Source organism: Bacillus sp. TCT6, assembly GCF_056033845.1.
The window spans coordinates 5,027,859-5,045,251 of sequence record NZ_JBVYHX010000001.1; the positions used below are offsets into that span (position 1 = coordinate 5,027,859).

Consider the following 17,393-nt stretch of genomic DNA (forward strand, 5'->3'; position numbering starts at 1 on the left):
ACTGTACTAAAAAATAAAAGCTAACAAAAGTTAGCTTTTATTTTTATCATTCAATTTCTAGGTCTACTATTAGATAAGCTAGCACCACTACAAAGTAAATCCCAACTCCTGGTGCTGTTAAAATATGTCCTGCAATATAAGCAATACCTAACGCTAACAATAAGCTTGCTGAAATCATTCCATATTTTATATTAAATATGTCCTTAAATCTCTTAGCAAATGCTAGTAGAATTCTTAGCCCGTAATAAATAAATGGAATCATTAGTAATACAAAGCCAATAATCCCGAAATCATAAAACCAATCATGGAAGTCCATTTCAATTAATTTTGGATCTGGTTGCTTTTGTTCATTGTATTTAAAGTTACCTGCATAACCCATTCCTAATAACTTTTGTGACACTGGCGCTTCTTTAAAGAACTGCTTATGTCTTTCTTCATATACTTGACGTCCACTGAAAATAAGGTTTTCTTGATTTTCTTTCTTTTGCTCTTTCTCAAGTTCTTTCTTAACTTCTACTTCTATCTTCGCTTTTTCTTCTGGTTTTTCAGCCTTATGGTGCTTTTCTTCTTTTTCTTTAAGTTCTTGTTCTTTTTTCAGCTTATCTTTAATTTCTTGTTCTTTTTGATCTTGTTGTGCTACATTTTGCTCTGTTAAATAGTTATTGTGAATACCCATATTTTGCGCTAATGGTGTTTGTTTAAACGTCCCAACTACACCGGCTAATAGGATAATAGCAATTACCGCGTTAAGCGCAAGAGCTTTTTTATTCGGGTTTTTTCTATCAAATAATAATTGTAGTACAATGATTCCGATTGCTGCCGCTAACGTAACACCAATTGAACCCATTCCTACTTTCGTACCAACTTGAATTAAAGAATAAATCATTAAAATTGATGGAATCCAATATAAAACGTGCTTCACGCTTTTTGTTTTTTGAATAGAATATAGTACCACAATAGGGAAAATAATAGCTAAGATTGAACCTAGTTCATTCCCTGCATAGAACCAACCTCGAGAACCAACCTTCATCCATTCATAACTACCAAAGTCAGTAGATGTTGAAATAGAAATAACCATAATTGCATTAATGATTAATGTAGAATATACAATACTATTTCGAACCTTATCACTAATATTAACTGTCTTTTTCAATGATTTTAAAGCTAAAATGTATGACCCCAGCATAATATATATATATAATGCTTTCGCAACGAATTTAACTTCTTCACTAAGTACAATAGGATCCTTAACTAGTTTATTATTAATAAATCCTACCCCTAAAACTCCGGCTAATAATATAAGATAAATTAAAAACTTTCTATTTTCCTTCTCTTTTGCCTGAATTAAAATGTAAATACCACCAACAGCCATAATAAGGAATCTTACTAAAATTCCAACGGTAGCATTTGACTTTAATAAAGTGATGCTAAGAGACGTTAATAAATCTAAAACAGGCTGTAAAATAATAAAAAAGAGCAAAAAATGCTCAAATCTAACCCTAGCTTGATTTGCTAACATTCCAAGACCTCCATACAAAATCTTAACATTATCTTTTAATCATAATTTATTATCGTTAAAACACACCTAGCAATTATAACATAACTCATATTTAAATTGAGAACTATTTTTATACCGAAACTAGCCAATCCATCGTAAGTAGTAACTAGAAAATATTATCCTTTAGCTATCCTTCCCTATCTCTATAAAAACTATCTAACACTCTTTCACTTATTATCAGCATTATAGCAAACATTTATTAATCCTTTTATTAATATACAAAATTTAACGGTTAAAAAATGACATTCACTCGGCTACCCTACAACTAAAAATTAACTTTGCTTCGTTTTCCCCTAAACATTTTCAAACGCTTTCTTTATGTATTTTATCCGTTTTTCTACATGTAACGAAAAGTAATTGTTATTTCCAATACTTTAGTGTATATTTTTTCTCTGGAACATCTTTAAGAGGAAGGGATTAAGGCCATGTTATTAATCGATATATTTACGTTTCTTGGCATTATCGCCGCTGCCATTTCTGGTACATTAGTTGGTTTAAAAAAAGATTTAGATTTATTTGGTGTCCTTTGTTTAGCTGTAGCTACTGCGCTCGGCGGCGGTATTATTCGTGATATCATGATTGGTAACCTGCCCCCTGTCGCATTTGTAAAACCCATTTACTTTTTCGTAAGTGTATTATCAGCATTATTTACTTGTATGTTTTTTGAGCGCATCAATAAACTTCAAGTCGTTATTATGCTTTCTGATGCTGTTGGCTTAGGCGTTTTTACAGCTATTGGTGCAAATGCGGCAATGTCACATCATGTTGACGCCTCATTTCTAGTTGTTTCAATGGGAGTCATTACAGGTATTGGAGGCGGTATTTTGCGTGACATTTGTGCTCAAGATATCCCTTACGTATTCCGAAAAGAGATTTACGCAATCGCTTCTATCTTAGGAGCAATTAGCTTCCTAATCACACACGCTATGGGCGCGCACGTATTAGCTTTCTATGTTTGTTTATTAGTAACATTCGTTATTCGTGTCGTCACTGTAATATATAATGTGCATTTCCCTGTTTTCTTTAAAACACATGCTAAAATTAATAAAGGCCATTAAGAGAATTCTATCTAGAATTCTCTTAATTTATATACTATTCTACGAACTAATATAGAGTAATTATATATAAGCATATATAATTACTCTATATTAGTTTTAAAATTGAAAACGTTTTATACACAGGGGGAAGAATGATGCTTGGGGTTTTCAAAAAAAATATTAATAAAACAAACACCAGTATAATCGAATTAAGTAAGGACCAACAAATAACTTTTAATGTACCTACTAATTCTGAACTGAAAATTCAAATGGATATGCTACACATTTCAAAAGAAGATTTACAAGTTGTAAAAGTACTACAGCCTTTTATTTATGCAGAAATTGATTGGATTACTGAAAAATTCTATGCCAACATTACAAAACAACCTAATTTAATTACTATTATTGAACGTTACAGCTCTATTCCAAAACTAAAGCAAACTTTAAAAACACATATTAAAGAATTATTCAGCGGCAATATGCATGAAGATTTTATTGAACAGCGTGTTAGGATTGCCAAACGACATGTACAAATTGGCTTACATCGAAAATGGTATACTGCTGCTTATCAAGAATTATTCCGCTCTATTATGAAGATTTTGCAAACAAAAATAACAACAATCGATGATTTTTCCTATTCTATAAATGTCATAAATAAATTATTCACTCTTGAACAAGAACTTGTTCTTGCAGCTTATGAATCTGAATATGAAAGAATGCAAAAAGAGCATGAGAAAGAAAAAGAACTAACTGCTATGACAATTACGCATATCGCAACAGAACTAGCTGCTGTATCTGAAAAGACAAGCTCTTCTATTCAAAAACTAACCGCTAAGTCTGAAACTATTGTAGAGATTGCTAAAACAGGTACATCATTAGCTACAACATCTGAAGAAAAAGCGAATAAAGGGAAAGAACAATTAAACCAGCAAAACAAACGAATGGGATCTATTCAAATGAATATGGAAACGATTATTACAGATACTCATGAACTTCTCGATATTTCTAACAAAATTAACGAAATCATAGATATCGTTAAATCGATCGCGGAGCAAACAAATTTACTCGCACTAAATGCTGCTATCGAGTCTGCACGTGCTGGAGAATTTGGGAAGGGGTTTTCTGTTGTTGCTGGTGAAATCCGAAAATTATCAGAGCAAACGAAAGAATCGATATTTAACGTTACAAAGCTCGTCGAAAAAACAAATGAACAAATTACCCGTGTCTCGTCTTCCGTGAAACAAATTAGCTCTCTCGTATCGGAAGGAACGGATAGTATGTCGGCAACAGATCGATACTTCCAAGAAATTGTAAAAGATATGTCTAACTCAAAAGAACAGAATAAGAAAATTGAACATGAGCTACAAGCTATTTCACAAGTCATGAAAGGAATTCAAGATGATTCCTCACAAATGGCTCTAACAGCCGATAATTTGCAACTAGAACTAAATCGATAAGACAAAATTCAGGTCAGGCATACTTTTCATCTGCACTGACTACTAAATTTCATCTTCCATCAAAAAAAGAATCCAGAATGGATTCTTTTTACTTTCTGAAAAATATTTTTTGACAATACACATAACTCATATAAACACCAAAGCTCTGCAAAATAAACAATGCCGGCATAATTACATTGTAATATGCCATATCTACTTGGAAGAGCTTTAACAATACGTAGCCACTAATTAAAAATAAGAACAACATATATCCCTCATTTTGTTGTTTCTTAATTAGGAAGTGTAATAGAGCTATAGTCATAAACAATGTTACGGCTATATATATCAGTTTTTCACATTTGAAAAGAATAGAATTTATCCCCTCCTCTGAAAACTGATTTATCATCGGTTCTAAAAGTTTAAATCTTTCTCCCTCAATCTCTTTTAACTTTTGATCAATATGCTCTGTTACACTTTGATTTTTCGATATTTTTTCCTCATGTTGCGTTTTTCCAATTAAGACAGATTGAACATACGTCTCATTCGCAATCGTATATTGTGACAGTCCCATTGTCTTAATTCCATAATTCACACTAAAATGAGCACTATAAAATAGAATAAGTATCCCTATCATCTTTAGTAACACTTTTTGTTTCGTTGCTGATTGAAACACTTCAATTAATAATATATATACCGTGATAAAAATAGGAAGAAATAATCCCATTGGGAAAATCATATTACTAAATGCAAATAAAATCGCTGAAAACAACCACATATAAGGATGATCTAATCCGTTATATAAAAGTATGTAACAAGCAAAATAAAATAAAAATATTGCAAGTGACTCAGGAGTTAATACGGAACTCATGAATATATTTGGAATATACAGAGCATAAAATATAGAAGCAATACGCCCGCATTCTTCTCCAAAAACCATTGCCGCAATACGATAAATAAAAAATGCGGTTCCTGCGCAAAATAACACATTAAATAGTTGTAAAGCGAATAATGTATCACCAAATATACGAATAATTACTGACTCATATATAATAAAAGGCAAATGAGTTACAGTCCCTATATTATTACCAATTGCAATCTGCTTTGCAGACTCATACATCACTTTCATATCACCAATTATTGGAGCATCTACAAATAACAGCATACTAAATCTCACAACTATAGATATACTTATAAGAAAAATAAGAAATTGTTTATCTGTAAAACGATATTGTAGGATTGATGCCACTAACAAAATGAGTATGACGAAAATTGCCAGTATGATTGTTACACTTGTTGTACTTCCTCCAAAAAATTGCTTACTTGTCTCAAATGCTGCCCAACAACTATAAACAAAAAATGCGAGCATCGCACCGATCGTAATTTTATTGAAGAAAGATGAAAAATTTGTTTGTATATGATTCATATGTCCATTGCACCTCTATTTCCATTCATAACAAAACGATTCTATCATGAATGGGTACATGGCTGATAGGGAATTTCTATGATAAATACATAGTCATTACTTTTTTACTTGCAATGTAAGCGAATCCTCTTTTACACTACATTTTAGATAAAATAAATTTTCTTTCAGTTATATGAATACAAATACAGAAGTTTAAATCATTCTCTTTTGGAATACACTTTACTTCATTAAATATCTAATATGAGTACTCCGCTTACACATATTATTCTGATTGAAAACAGACTATAGGGGCTGAATATATGGAAAAGAAATTCATGCGAGAATCTAAAGCAATTAAGACAACACGTGTTTTTCCTAACGATTTAAATAATCACCAAACACTTTTTGGAGGGAAATTATTAGCAGAAATTGATAGTATTGCTTCAATTGCGGCTGCAAGACATAGTCGTAAACATTGCGTAACAGCATCTATTGATTCAGTTGATTTTTTAACTCCAATTCACCAAGCTGATTCTGTTTGTTATGAAGCATTTGTATGTTATACAGGGAAATCTTCAATGGAAGTTTTCGTAAAAGTAATCGCAGAAAATTTATTAGCAGGCGAGCGTAGAATTGCTGCTACTTGCTTCATTACATTTGTGGCGATAAAAGATGGAAAACCTTCGTCCGTACCACAAGTACTCCCTGAAACTCAGGAAGAACATTGGTTACACACAACCGGTTTAGAACGCGCGGAAAACCGAAAAAAGGGACGTTTAAAAAGTAAAGAGATGGCTGAAGTTTTAACTTTAAGTAAGCCTTGGAATATTTAACATAATCTTCTCATCATACATGCACAGGTCCTTCCTTGCATGTATTTTTTATTATAAAAAATACTATCGCTTGCCTTTGTATCAGTGGCTTCCTCCTAAAATCACCCATCAGTTTTTCCTTTATTTTCTTATACTTTTAATGGTATATTAAGTAAAGTTGTTTATAAATAACCATAATATAGTTAAATATGTAAGGGGTGGTGCGGTAATGTCTATCGAGGTACCAATTTCAATACCAAAAACTTTGATTATTATTCCAGCCTATAATGAGGAAGAAGCAATTGCAGATACATTAACAAGATTACTAGAACTAAAACAACATTTTACAGCGTTAAGCATTTGCGTTATTAATGATGGCTCACAAGATAAAACAGCTCAAATCGTAAAAAATTTCCCTGTTCATCTTATTAATCTACCATATAATCTGGGCATCGGTTCAGCTGTACAAACTGGCTATAAATACGCATATGAGAATGGATATGATATTGCAATTCAGTTCGATGCTGATGGACAACATAATCCGGATGATTTATACAAAATTATACAGCCTATTGCTGAAGGCCAATGCGATATGGTGCTAGGTTCACGTTTTACAGAAAAAACAGCTTATAAAGGTAGTATTTCAAGAAGAATCGGTATTTTTTATTTTACTGCCCTACTGAAAGTGTTAACGAAACAAACATTTATGGATCCAACTTCTGGATATCGTGCTATCAATCGAGAAGTAATTACAATTTTTGCACACAATTATCCAAAAGATTATCCAGAACCAGAAGTTCTTATTCATTTAAAAAAGAAAAAACTTCGCATTAATGAGATATCTGTAAATATGCAAGAGCGACAAGGTGGACAATCTTCCATCACACCTCTTAAATCTGCATATTACATGATTAAAGTAAGCCTTGCTATATTGATGCAAAAAATCGTGAAAGGTTGATAGTGAATGCATATAATTACCTTTTCATTCATCTTTATTTTGTTATTATTCTTCTTAATTATTAATTCTATTCGTCGCGGGGCTTTAGAAACAAAATATGCTATTTTGTGGATTTTTGTTTGTGTTGCAATGGCTATTTTAAGTTCTACTGATAAAATTATAAATTGGATTGGAAAACTATTAAAAGTAGAATATCCACCATCCATCTTATTCTTATTTGGATTATTATTCTGTTTCATCTTAATTTTTGACCTAACAAGAAAAATTTCTAAGCTACACCATCAACTTGTAACATTAACGCAAGATTATGCATTATTAAAGCAAAAATTAAAAGGAACGCAAACTAAAACAGATAGCGAATAATTTTTTTACATTCAAATATTATATTATACAAAAAAGTACCTTAATTCTTCTACGAATCAAGGTACTTTTTCATTGCAAACTATTTGTTTCTAATTAATAATTTACTAATTTTCATAACCGTTGCTACAGTTCCTACTCCAATTATAATAAATAAAAATGGAATTAATGGTAATGCATATCTTTCATATGCGGCATAAAAACAAGTTAAAGCTGTTTGCAGTAAAAGGATTGACCATAAAAATGTAGTCTCTCTCCACCTTTTTAAAAGGAAGATAAATGAAAGTATTGTACATATTAAAAACATCGTCTTAATAAAATTATGTATTTCATTCATATCCTTTGCAGAAACATTGAATACTTCAATATTATGCTCTATAGAATAATACGGTTTTTTCCACATAATTTCTGGCTTCAAGATTAAATAACTCTCTATCATGGAATTCCTATCTCTGTTCCACCATTCTTTCATTTTATCTTTCGCTATTTTTTCTTCTAATTCCATAAATTCATGTGCTTCTAGGTTAGGGTACTTTGCGTGTAATTCTACTTCAAGTTCTGCCATATTCTTACCTTCTGGGTAACCTTTCCCTTGATACGTTCCCAGTAATAACGGATTCCCTGCCCCAGCAGTTAGTGGAATAAACTTATCAAATTGAATATAATTGCGGGCCCACCATGGTCCAAGTACGATAAGTCCTATTCCTACACTTATAATCGCTTGCTTCATCATAATGCGGAATGGATAGCGCTTCATTAAGAGATATATAAATAATGGTATTGGATATAAAGCAACTTGTACGCGTAAGTACAATGCTAAAAAGTAGAAAATTAATACAATTAGGAAATGTTTCGTTTTATGAGTATCAGCTAATTTTAAACTCCAATATAATAATCCTAATGAAAAGAATAGAAACGGTCCTTCAGTTAAAGTTAAATTTTCCACAACAATCTCTGGAGGATACACAGCTAATAAGAAAGCACCTATTAATCCTGCAGCGGGATTCAATAAATAAGTACCAATCTTATAAGTTAGTAAAATACTAAGTACCCCTAATAGGATAATAATTAATTTAGCTACAAAAAGGCCTTCATTGCCATTTCCAAAAAAGTAAAATACAGTAGCTAAAAACGCTGGAAAACCTGGCATAATATGAATAGTTGGTTTATCCGGCTCATGATATGTTAACATTCCTGTTTCCAATAAAATAGTTGCCGTTTTTTGATAACCTAGATCATCGCTAGCTAGAGTCAAATCTGCACCATGTGTTTGTAAAGTTGCAAAACGAAGCGCAAAACCGACTATCATAATAATCCCTAAAAGGATTACATTAGATTTGCGAGTAAATCGCCTTAACATCTCATCTTCTCCCTTCAAATACATAATTTTCAAATTATATTTCTATATTTTTACAAGACAATATATTCTATAATAAATACTTTTTATACAAAGTACAATAATAGAAAGTTGATTTACAAAGTTTATATGCGTTAAACTGATACAGATGTTCTTGTAATCTTCTTCCTTTCAAAAGGCTTGTATATATGGTGCAAGACATAAAAAATTTGAGGAGATAAAAATTCTATGATGGAACAAAAACAACTTGTTTCTGTTGTCATACCCCTGTATAACACAGAAAAATATATTGAAGAAACAATGCATTCGATACTGGATCAAACATATAAAAACATTGAAATTGTAATTGTAGATGATGGAAGTAAAGATCAATCACCTTCTATCGTAAAAAACCTTGCAGAAAAATATCCGGGTCAAGTAAAGTACGTTCACCAAAAAAACCAAGGTGTTTCAGTAGCTCGTAATACAGGGATTGAAAATGCTAGCGGAGAATACGTCGCTTTCCTTGATAGTGACGACTTATGGCATCCAACTAAAATTGAGAAACAAATCGAGAGTATGCATAAAAACAACATGGACGCGTGCTATTGTGGTTATATGAATTTCTACGAAGAAACAGGCGAAAAGATTGAGCATACAACAAACTTTATTAAAGGTGATATGGCAAAAGCATTCTTAACACACCAAGTTGTTGCTCAAACAAGTACTTGGATTTTCAAACGCTCTATCGCAATGAATCATAATATCCGTTTTACACCAGGATGTAGCTGGGGAGAAGACTTGGAGTTTTTATTTAAACTAATGAGTGTGACAAATGTATGCTATGTCGATGAATATTTAACATATTATAGAATCTTATCAGAAGGAAATCTTTCTTCTAAATATAAAGATTACGAATTAAAAACAACTAAAGAACTGGAAGTATTCAATCGTATGAAAGACTGGGTACATAATAAATCTCAAGACTTCATTACGAAAGACCCTCAGTCACTTATTGAGATTCTTGAGACTTATTTATTCCCTTATACGGTTATCAATAATGCTTGTATATACATTAAAGAAAACTCTCAATTAAATAATGCCCAAGTTCAATTAATCAAAAAAGATATAAAGAAATATTGCCGTAAAATCTATTCAAAAAACGGAAAGCGTAGTAAAAAACTATATGCAATGCTTTGGTTTGTACGAATTAAATTTCTGTTTTCTTAAACTGAAAATATAGTACTCACCTCTCTTTCCGTAAACAAATCAAATTTACAAATAGGACAGACAAAAAAGGTCCTAAAGAATAGAAAGGTTTTTTCCCATGAAAACAAATAAGATTCTTAAAAATGCCTCCTACCTATTTGTAGGAAATATTACTGTTCGATTTGTACTTGCTATCGCGACGATTCTCTTTGCAAGATACGTGTCTCCCGGTGAGTATGGAATGTTTACAACTGCATTAGCAGTTTCCGCTGTTATTTGTTATTTCACAGATGCAGGTTTGACACATACGTTTATGCGTGAAGGAACGAGAAAGGATGCAAATATTAGCGTACTAATCAGTAGTTATTTACGCATTCGTTTCGTATTAGCTGTCGTAATTTCTGTACTCTTCGCTATTTTTGCTCAGTTCTTCTATACGGATGCCTACTTACGCGCCATGGTATATTGGGTTGTATTACCAACAATGTTTGGAGCAACTTTACAAGGCGTTGGAATGGCTTATTTCCAAGTAACAGAACGTATGCAATTTACAGCGATTATTTCTGTACTACAAGGTGTAACAGCCGCTGCTGCGCTTCTACTAGGAATGTCATTGAAATGGTCACTTATGACAGTCGCTGCCATGTACGGGATATCTAGTCTTGTAACAGGAGTCATTGCCTTCATAATGGTACTCCGCCATACGACAGTTCATAAGGGCTGGGACAAAGGGATTTTAGATCAACTGCTGATTTTCACAATCAATGGCATTATCATTATGCTTTTACCGCAGTTAGGCCCTATTATATTAGAAAAAGTTTCGACATATGAGCAAGTTGGATTCTTTGGAGCTGCATCGAAAATACCTGCAGTCCTTTATCAAATACCTGGTGTAATTGCAGCAGCCTTCTATCCAAAGTTATTTGCGTTTGGAAATGAAAAAAATATTGATGAACATAGAAAACTATCTCAGTTTGAATTAAAACTGATGTCTTTCTTAGGAATGGGGATCTCCATTCCATTTATCGCTAATCCAAGCTTTTGGATTGTTACTTTATTAGGTGAAGAATATGCGCCAGCTGGTGATGCTCTTGCCATTTTAGCCTTTATGGTCATTCTACAATCTATTAACTACCCACTTGCTGATAATTTAACGACCATTGGTCAACAATGGAAACGTGCAACAACAATGGGAATCGGACTAGCTGTTGCCGTTATAAGTTACATCGCCTTAGGTAGTCAGTTCGGAATGATGGGAGCCGCTATTGCTGCTATCCTTACCGAGATTACGTTACTAATCGGATTCACTCTATTTGTTCGTAAAGGCTTCTCGTTACTATTTAAAGGGATTATATTCAATACCTTAGCCTTTATAATCAGCTATATTTTATACCGCACAATATTAATTGCCTTACCGCCACTAGTTGCTTTAACAATTACTGGTATATTATACGGTATTATCGGTCTTGCAATCGATCCACAAATACGCGTATTGATTTTAGGATTTATAAATAAAAAGCTGGCTCGAAAATAAATAAAAATAAAAACTTCAAATCAAATTTGAAGTTTTTATTTTTATCTTCTTCACTTAGAAAATGAGCCCTTTTTCAATCTATATCTTAAATTGACTTGCCTTTCTGGAATGATTATACTTGGAAACGAACAGCACTAGATGTCTAACACCTATTATTAAGGTAATTCATAGTTAATTCTTCATGTAAATATTAACTATTCACGCCCTAAATTTTCCACAAATTGCACAAATGAACACTTTATTAATACTATTAAAAATCGCCGATTCATACATAGTTTTTCTTCATCATAAAACGATATCCAGAGGTGAAGAATGTGGCAATTGCATTTAAGGAGGCTTATTTATTTAATGACTTCAGAAGTAAATAAAAGAACATTTTTCACTAAAAGCACACTTATTATTATTCCATTATTAATAATATGTGCATTTGCTTTTCATTACTTTTTCCTAAAATCAGACAGTGTATTTTCTAGTACGGGAGATGCATTATCACAATTCAGTTTCTTTACATTCCTTTTACAACACGCATTTAAAGATGGAAATTTATTTTGGTCTTGGGATTATGGCTTAGGTGGAGATTTATTCGGAGAATTTAGTTATTACTATAGTACAGCACCATTTTTCTGGCTTACGCTTCTACTTCCTAAACTAAATTTTGACCAAATCTTTGAGATGAAACTATATATGAGCATTTTAAAAAGTACATTAGCTATGTTATTCATGTATGGTTCTTTACGTTATCACAATAAAACTATTTTTTCTTCTCTCATTTCTGCCATTATATATGGAGGATGTGTAACTTTCATTCGCCATTCTTTATTATGGGATTTCATGGCAGATGCTATAGTGTTTTTACCTTTAGTACTATGGGGATTAGATAAATATATTTTAGAGCGAAAAAAGGGATTATTCCTGTTTGCAACAGCACTTATGCTTGCATCAAATTTCTATTTCGCTTTCATTACTAGTATTTTTATCTATATTTATGCCTTTTTCCAATATTTCGCTACACAGCAGAACAAAACAATTAAAACATTTATAATTTATTATATTAGAATTGCTTTTCTATATGCTTTATCACTAGGTTTATCTGCTGTTTGCTTTATACCATCTGTAAATGGTGTATTTAGTTCCGATCGACTCGCTACAAAATTTACTATACCGTTATTTTTTGAAGATACGTTTTATAAAAACTTAATGGAAAGTATCTTTTTCATTAATAATACAGAGGATTATCAGCTTGCATTCCCTGTTTTCATCCTCTTCCTTATTACTAGCGCGCTTCTAATACGCAATAAACTTGTCACAAATAAATTACTCTTTACTGGGTTTATGTTAGTGCTATATATGCTTCCATATACGTATTCCATATTTAATGGCTTTTCTGCTATGCAATACAGATGGTTTTACTTATTTGCATTTGTGGTTGCGCAAACTGTCGCCTACATTTTAGATTGGATGCTGCTTCACAAAAAGAAGGTCAATTCTTTAATAGGTCCTTTGCTGGCAACAGCACTATTTATTTACGCATTCTATAGAAAAGTAAATATAAACGCACAGCCGCTACAAACGATTGATAAAATTTTAATTTGCACTACTGTATTATCCATTATTACAATATTACTATGGCGCTATTTATCAAAAGTAGCCCTACAATGTTTCATTGTATTAAATGTACTCGTCAATGTAATATTTATTAATTACTTCTATTCAGATTTTGCTCTTAGTAAACACTTTAATCAAGCAGGCGTGACAAAAGAATCATTACATGGACCAGGTCTTGATAATAAGGATGAAATTGAAGCAATTCGTTATATACAAAATCAAGATAAAGATTTTTATCGAATTATCAATCCAAACAATAATTATAAAAATACGCCTATGTTGCAAGGTTATCATGGTACAAGTACTTATCAAAGCTTAGTCAATTATCATATTCATGACTTTATGAAGAATAAGTACAATGTTTTCCAAGGATATGATAGCCCATCTATGTTCTTCCAGTTAGATAAACGATTATTCCTTGAGAACATGCTAGGGGTAAAATATTATGTACTAAGTGACGGTGCTAATAAAACCGAAATTCCTTATGGCTATAAGCATTTACAACAAGTAGGTCCTTACAACATTTATAAAAATGAATTTGCACTACCATTAGGCTATGTATACGAAGCTGGAATAAGTGATGAAGAATTTTCAAAACTTAATTTTGCCGAGAAAGATCAACTTTTATTAGATGCTGTAGTTGTAAATGATGTTGGAAGTCTTCCACTAAAACAATTTAATACAAAACAGCTAGATTCAAAACAAATTAAGATTAATCCAAATAAAATGAAGTGGGAAAATATAGAGAAAGAGAAAGATATACTCACTGTTCATGAAAATGGGCGTATAATAGTACCTATTGATAATAACGATATGTTAGGTGATCTTCTTGTTGAAATTAAAATTAGAAATATAAACAAGGAATCATTTGGGGTTACCGTGAATGACAAATCTATGATAAAAGGTAATGAAGATGGAGCTTATGCTTATCCTTTAGAAAGATTTGTTTACAACTTAGGAAAAGATGCGAAGCCAACCGAGCTAATCATTTCTATTCCTACTCCTGGTCAATATGAGTTGAAAGACTTACAAATCAACAGTACTAACTATCAGACTATCCCGAAAAAAGTAAATACTTTAAAAGAAAATAGTCTACAAAATATTTACTATGAAGGTAACTCCTTAAAAGGTGATATTAATTCTACTAAGGATGGATTGCTATATTTATCGGTACCGTATAGTAAAGGATGGTCAATAAAAGTTGACGGTAAAGAAACAGAATTTACGAAGGCTAATTCCGCCTTTATTGGCGTTCCTATTTCCAAAGGGCAACATATAGTTGAAATGAAATACGTCACACCTTATTTCAAAATGGGTCTCGTTATTTCTATCATTTCATTTATCATTTGCATCTCGCTTCTAGTTCTTGGAGATCCGAAAAGATATTCAAAATTAAAAAATCGTTTTAAAAAAAGTTATTAAAGTAAAGTGAAGTAAAAGTTGAAGATCATTGCTTCACTTTTACTTCATGCCCAGTTTAAAATTACACCTAAGGAGGTCCTAACATGACCCTTTCAATAGTAGTACCATGCTACAATGAAGAAAAGGTGCTTCGAGCCTTTTATTCAGAGACTTCTCTTGAAATTCATAAATTAACTACCGATTATGAATTTGTTTTTGTTAATGATGGTAGTAAAGATGATACATTAAATATTTTACGTGATTTAGCTAGTTCAGATTCATCAGTACACTATATATCGTTTAGTCGAAACTTCGGAAAAGAAGCTGCAATGTTAGCTGGCTTAAAATACGCTACAGGCGATGCAATCGTTATTATGGATGCTGACTTACAACACCCTCCTACGTTAATAAAAGAACTGTTAGAAGGATATAACGATGGCTACGACCAAGTCATTGCAAAAAGGACAAGAACTGGTGATTCACCCGTTCGCTCTTTCGTCTCTCGTCTTTACTATAAGGTGATGAATAAGTTTGTAGATATTGAATTAGTAGATGGTATTGGTGACTTTAGACTTTTAAGTCGAAGAGCAGTGGATTCATTAGTATCCTTAAGTGAGTACAACCGATTTTCAAAGGGCTTATTCTCTTGGATTGGTTATAACGAATTAATTATTGAATATGAAAATGTATTACGTTCTGATGGAGAAAGTAAATGGACCTTCTCGAAATTATTAAATTACGGAATTGATGGTGTAATTTCATTCAATAATAAACCGTTACGCCTATCTATATATCTTGGATTACTAACAACCATTTTTGGACTTTTATATGTAATCACTACGTTCGTTCAAATTATCCTTGGTGGTGTGGAAGTTCCTGGTTACTTTACTCTCATTTCCGCTATACTATTTATTGGCGGTATTCAACTCATATTCCTAGGTGTTATTGGTGAATATATCGGTCGTATTTATTATGAAACAAAACGTAGACCGCATTTTATTGTAGCTGAAAAGAAAGTTAGTGAAGTTAAACAAAAGGCATAACAAAAAAGTTACTTCTGTAGGTAGAAGTAACTTTTTTATATACTAACATTTACACACCCTTTTTTTGCATAGATATAATCATTTCTTTTAGCCCATTATAATACGAAGTTTTTGGTATATCCCCGATATACCTCTCATATTTCTCCCCGCTTAATACAACTGGTTTTTCCGTCAAATATAGCATTTCCATAAATTCTTTCATCTGCTTATCAAACAAACCAATAAACTGGATCATTCCTCTTTTTACAGTTATTACTCGTTTCGTATATCCCGTTAATTCCCGTATGTGTTGAATCATTTCCTCACCTGTAATAACACCATAACCTGGTATGTTCCAATTTTGTCCATAGGCCTCATCATGTAAAGCTAATTCAACCATTGCTTTTGCACCATCTGGTGTAAAAATATATTCACGGGCAATCTTTTTATCTCCAACAAAGCTAGACATTTTATTTGCAAGTATTCCCTTTAATATATGATGAACAAGTGTGCTTTCTGCATTTGGACCATAAAAGTCTGGGAAATGAGCAATAAACATTCGTACATTAGCTTGTTTTGCCATCTCTTCAAGTTGTAAACGAATCTTCCCTTTCTTTGTGTGTGGTCTTTTTTTAGCCTCTTCTTTTACAAGCCCTTCCCCTTGCCTTCCATACGCATAAATATTATCAACTATCCCTAGTTTGATACCGTAATGTTTCGATACCTCTAATATGTTTATTAATAATTTCTCTTGCTGTTTCTCCCAATCTGAATACGGAATATTTACAACATGAAATATAATATCAACATCTTTAGCAGCATTCATTATATCCTCTTTTACAAATACATCGCCGGCTACAACTTCTACATGTTTGTTCCCAGAAAATAATGCACCTAATCTCTCCTTATTTCTTGCAAAAGCAACCACATGAATCCCTCGGCCACATAATTCGTTTACAATTGCATAACCCATTGAACCAGAAGCACCTAATACTAAAGCCTTTTTCATTATAAATCCCCTCCTAAATTAATTAACCACTGTTCAATTAATATTAAAAAGAAAATCACTTACATAAGAAGCGATTTTGAAATAAACTCTACATGTACCTTAGCCAAACCTTGTAGTTCTTCAAACGTTTGGCCACTTCTGCAATAATGTGCTACAAATCCATGTAATGATAAAAAAACAGACCATATTATCATCGCATTTAATTCCCCATCACATAAAAAAGAAATAACCTTCGCAAATTTTTCATAACTAACATTAGGACTATTTGCCAAACACTCTTTTAATTCGGCATCTTTAATTAAAAACATAATTTCATAATGACTCTGATTTCTTAGACCAAATTCAATAAAACCGAATAAAACTGCTCTTAGTTGCTCTTCTCTCGATAACTTTTGATTACAAATTTCATCTAACTTTTTGTTTAATAATTGAAAATCCTGTTCCACCATTGCGTAAAATAGCTCTGCTTTGTTTTTAAAATGATAATAAATCGAACCATGGCTATATCCAAGTTCTGTTGCAATTTTGCGCATTGAAGTATGTTGATATCCTTGTGCTATAAATAGCTCCCTAGCTACATTCATAATCATTTCTCTTGTTAGTTCTTGTTTAACTGCTTTCCTTGGCGACATATTTCATACCTCACACATATAATTAACCACTGTTCAATTATATTATATATTTTCAGAAAATTAATGCAACCCTTTTTTTGAA

General features: G+C 32.1%; 14 protein-coding genes and 1 pseudogene. 10 read left to right on the top strand and 5 right to left on the bottom strand.

What is annotated here, in order from left to right:
* Window positions 1-46: 46 nt before the first annotated feature.
* Window positions 47-1,519 (bottom strand): O-antigen ligase family protein, encoded by a 1,473-nt coding sequence (locus AC0ONG_RS25845; protein ID WP_000880759.1) that lies wholly within the window; start codon window positions 1,517-1,519, stop codon window positions 47-49.
* A gap of 464 nt (window positions 1,520-1,983) precedes the next feature.
* Between AC0ONG_RS25845 and AC0ONG_RS25850 the strand changes: the two genes are divergently transcribed.
* The 3 genes and pseudogenes from AC0ONG_RS25850 (at window position 1,984) to AC0ONG_RS25860 (ending at window position 4,052) form a co-directional block, all read left to right on the top strand.
* Window positions 1,984-2,616, top strand: coding sequence for a trimeric intracellular cation channel family protein (locus tag AC0ONG_RS25850; RefSeq protein WP_000924371.1), 633 nt, complete (start codon window positions 1,984-1,986; stop codon window positions 2,614-2,616).
* Between the two features lie 134 nt (window positions 2,617-2,750).
* Window positions 2,751-3,296 (top strand): annotated as a pseudogene (locus tag AC0ONG_RS25855) (protoglobin family protein); the annotation flags it as partial.
* Between the two features lie 54 nt (window positions 3,297-3,350).
* Window positions 3,351-4,052, top strand: a complete 702-nt coding sequence (locus AC0ONG_RS25860) for a methyl-accepting chemotaxis protein (protein ID WP_370541919.1) — start codon at window positions 3,351-3,353, stop codon at window positions 4,050-4,052.
* 88 nt (window positions 4,053-4,140) lie between these two features.
* Here AC0ONG_RS25860 and AC0ONG_RS25865 read toward each other — a convergent pair whose 3' ends face one another.
* A complete protein-coding gene (locus tag AC0ONG_RS25865; RefSeq protein ID WP_001015632.1) occupies window positions 4,141-5,454 on the bottom strand; it encodes an ArnT family glycosyltransferase in 1,314 nt (437 codons plus the stop codon).
* A 299-nt stretch (window positions 5,455-5,753) separates the two neighbouring features.
* On the opposite strand from AC0ONG_RS25865, the gene AC0ONG_RS25870 reads away from it, so the two are divergent.
* The 3 genes from AC0ONG_RS25870 to AC0ONG_RS25880 all read left to right on the top strand — a co-directional run bounded on the left by AC0ONG_RS25870 (window position 5,754) and on the right by AC0ONG_RS25880 (window position 7,566).
* Window positions 5,754-6,266: an acyl-CoA thioesterase gene (locus tag AC0ONG_RS25870; RefSeq protein ID WP_000412126.1), complete on the top strand. Its 513-nt coding sequence runs from the start codon at window positions 5,754-5,756 to the stop codon at window positions 6,264-6,266.
* 208 nt (window positions 6,267-6,474) lie between these two features.
* Window positions 6,475-7,203, top strand: coding sequence for a glycosyltransferase family 2 protein (locus AC0ONG_RS25875; protein ID WP_000021473.1), 729 nt, complete (start codon window positions 6,475-6,477; stop codon window positions 7,201-7,203).
* 6 nt (window positions 7,204-7,209) lie between these two features.
* Window positions 7,210-7,566, top strand: coding sequence for a DUF2304 domain-containing protein (locus tag AC0ONG_RS25880; RefSeq protein WP_000547569.1), 357 nt, complete (start codon window positions 7,210-7,212; stop codon window positions 7,564-7,566).
* Window positions 7,567-7,645: 79 nt separating this feature from the next.
* Here the strand turns inward: AC0ONG_RS25880 and AC0ONG_RS25885 are convergent, their stop codons facing one another.
* Entirely contained in the window at window positions 7,646-8,923 is a 1,278-nt protein-coding gene (locus tag AC0ONG_RS25885; RefSeq protein ID WP_000946117.1) for a glycosyltransferase family 39 protein, read from the bottom strand.
* A 225-nt stretch (window positions 8,924-9,148) separates the two neighbouring features.
* On the opposite strand from AC0ONG_RS25885, the gene AC0ONG_RS25890 reads away from it, so the two are divergent.
* The 4 genes from AC0ONG_RS25890 (at window position 9,149) to AC0ONG_RS25905 (ending at window position 15,691) form a co-directional block, all read left to right on the top strand.
* Complete coding sequence (locus AC0ONG_RS25890; RefSeq protein WP_016078223.1) at window positions 9,149-10,129, top strand: glycosyltransferase family 2 protein; 981 nt, start codon at window positions 9,149-9,151, stop codon at window positions 10,127-10,129.
* A 97-nt stretch (window positions 10,130-10,226) separates the two neighbouring features.
* Window positions 10,227-11,642: an oligosaccharide flippase family protein gene (locus AC0ONG_RS25895; RefSeq protein WP_000856150.1), complete on the top strand. Its 1,416-nt coding sequence runs from the start codon at window positions 10,227-10,229 to the stop codon at window positions 11,640-11,642.
* A 348-nt stretch (window positions 11,643-11,990) separates the two neighbouring features.
* A complete protein-coding gene (locus AC0ONG_RS25900; protein WP_000200234.1) occupies window positions 11,991-14,669 on the top strand; it encodes a YfhO family protein in 2,679 nt (892 codons plus the stop codon).
* 83 nt (window positions 14,670-14,752) lie between these two features.
* The gene (locus AC0ONG_RS25905) at window positions 14,753-15,691 is read left to right on the top strand and encodes a glycosyltransferase family 2 protein (RefSeq protein WP_000175828.1); all 939 of its coding nucleotides are present in this window, start codon (window positions 14,753-14,755) and stop codon (window positions 15,689-15,691) included.
* A 49-nt stretch (window positions 15,692-15,740) separates the two neighbouring features.
* Here the strand turns inward: AC0ONG_RS25905 and AC0ONG_RS25910 are convergent, their stop codons facing one another.
* Entirely contained in the window at window positions 15,741-16,679 is a 939-nt protein-coding gene (locus tag AC0ONG_RS25910) for an NAD-dependent epimerase/dehydratase family protein (protein ID WP_474204508.1), read from the bottom strand.
* A gap of 59 nt (window positions 16,680-16,738) precedes the next feature.
* On the bottom strand, window positions 16,739-17,311 hold the full coding sequence (locus AC0ONG_RS25915) for a TetR/AcrR family transcriptional regulator (protein ID WP_000074952.1): 573 nt from the start codon (window positions 17,309-17,311) through the stop codon (window positions 16,739-16,741).
* Between the last annotated feature and the right edge of the window lie 82 nt (window positions 17,312-17,393).

Coding starts and splice junctions, on each gene's coding strand:
- AC0ONG_RS25845 (WP_000880759.1), bottom strand. CDS start 1,519: ATGTTAGCAAATCAAGCTAGGGTTAGATTTGAGCATTTTTTGCTCTTT.
- AC0ONG_RS25850 (WP_000924371.1), top strand. CDS start 1,984: ATGTTATTAATCGATATATTTACGTTTCTTGGCATTATCGCCGCTGCC.
- AC0ONG_RS25860 (WP_370541919.1), top strand. CDS start 3,351: ATGACAATTACGCATATCGCAACAGAACTAGCTGCTGTATCTGAAAAG.
- AC0ONG_RS25865 (WP_001015632.1), bottom strand. CDS start 5,454: ATGAATCATATACAAACAAATTTTTCATCTTTCTTCAATAAAATTACG.
- AC0ONG_RS25870 (WP_000412126.1), top strand. CDS start 5,754: ATGGAAAAGAAATTCATGCGAGAATCTAAAGCAATTAAGACAACACGT.
- AC0ONG_RS25875 (WP_000021473.1), top strand. CDS start 6,475: ATGTCTATCGAGGTACCAATTTCAATACCAAAAACTTTGATTATTATT.
- AC0ONG_RS25880 (WP_000547569.1), top strand. CDS start 7,210: ATGCATATAATTACCTTTTCATTCATCTTTATTTTGTTATTATTCTTC.
- AC0ONG_RS25885 (WP_000946117.1), bottom strand. CDS start 8,923: ATGTTAAGGCGATTTACTCGCAAATCTAATGTAATCCTTTTAGGGATT.
- AC0ONG_RS25890 (WP_016078223.1), top strand. CDS start 9,149: ATGATGGAACAAAAACAACTTGTTTCTGTTGTCATACCCCTGTATAAC.
- AC0ONG_RS25895 (WP_000856150.1), top strand. CDS start 10,227: ATGAAAACAAATAAGATTCTTAAAAATGCCTCCTACCTATTTGTAGGA.
- AC0ONG_RS25900 (WP_000200234.1), top strand. CDS start 11,991: ATGACTTCAGAAGTAAATAAAAGAACATTTTTCACTAAAAGCACACTT.
- AC0ONG_RS25905 (WP_000175828.1), top strand. CDS start 14,753: ATGACCCTTTCAATAGTAGTACCATGCTACAATGAAGAAAAGGTGCTT.
- AC0ONG_RS25910 (WP_474204508.1), bottom strand. CDS start 16,679: ATGAAAAAGGCTTTAGTATTAGGTGCTTCTGGTTCAATGGGTTATGCA.
- AC0ONG_RS25915 (WP_000074952.1), bottom strand. CDS start 17,311: ATGTCGCCAAGGAAAGCAGTTAAACAAGAACTAACAAGAGAAATGATT.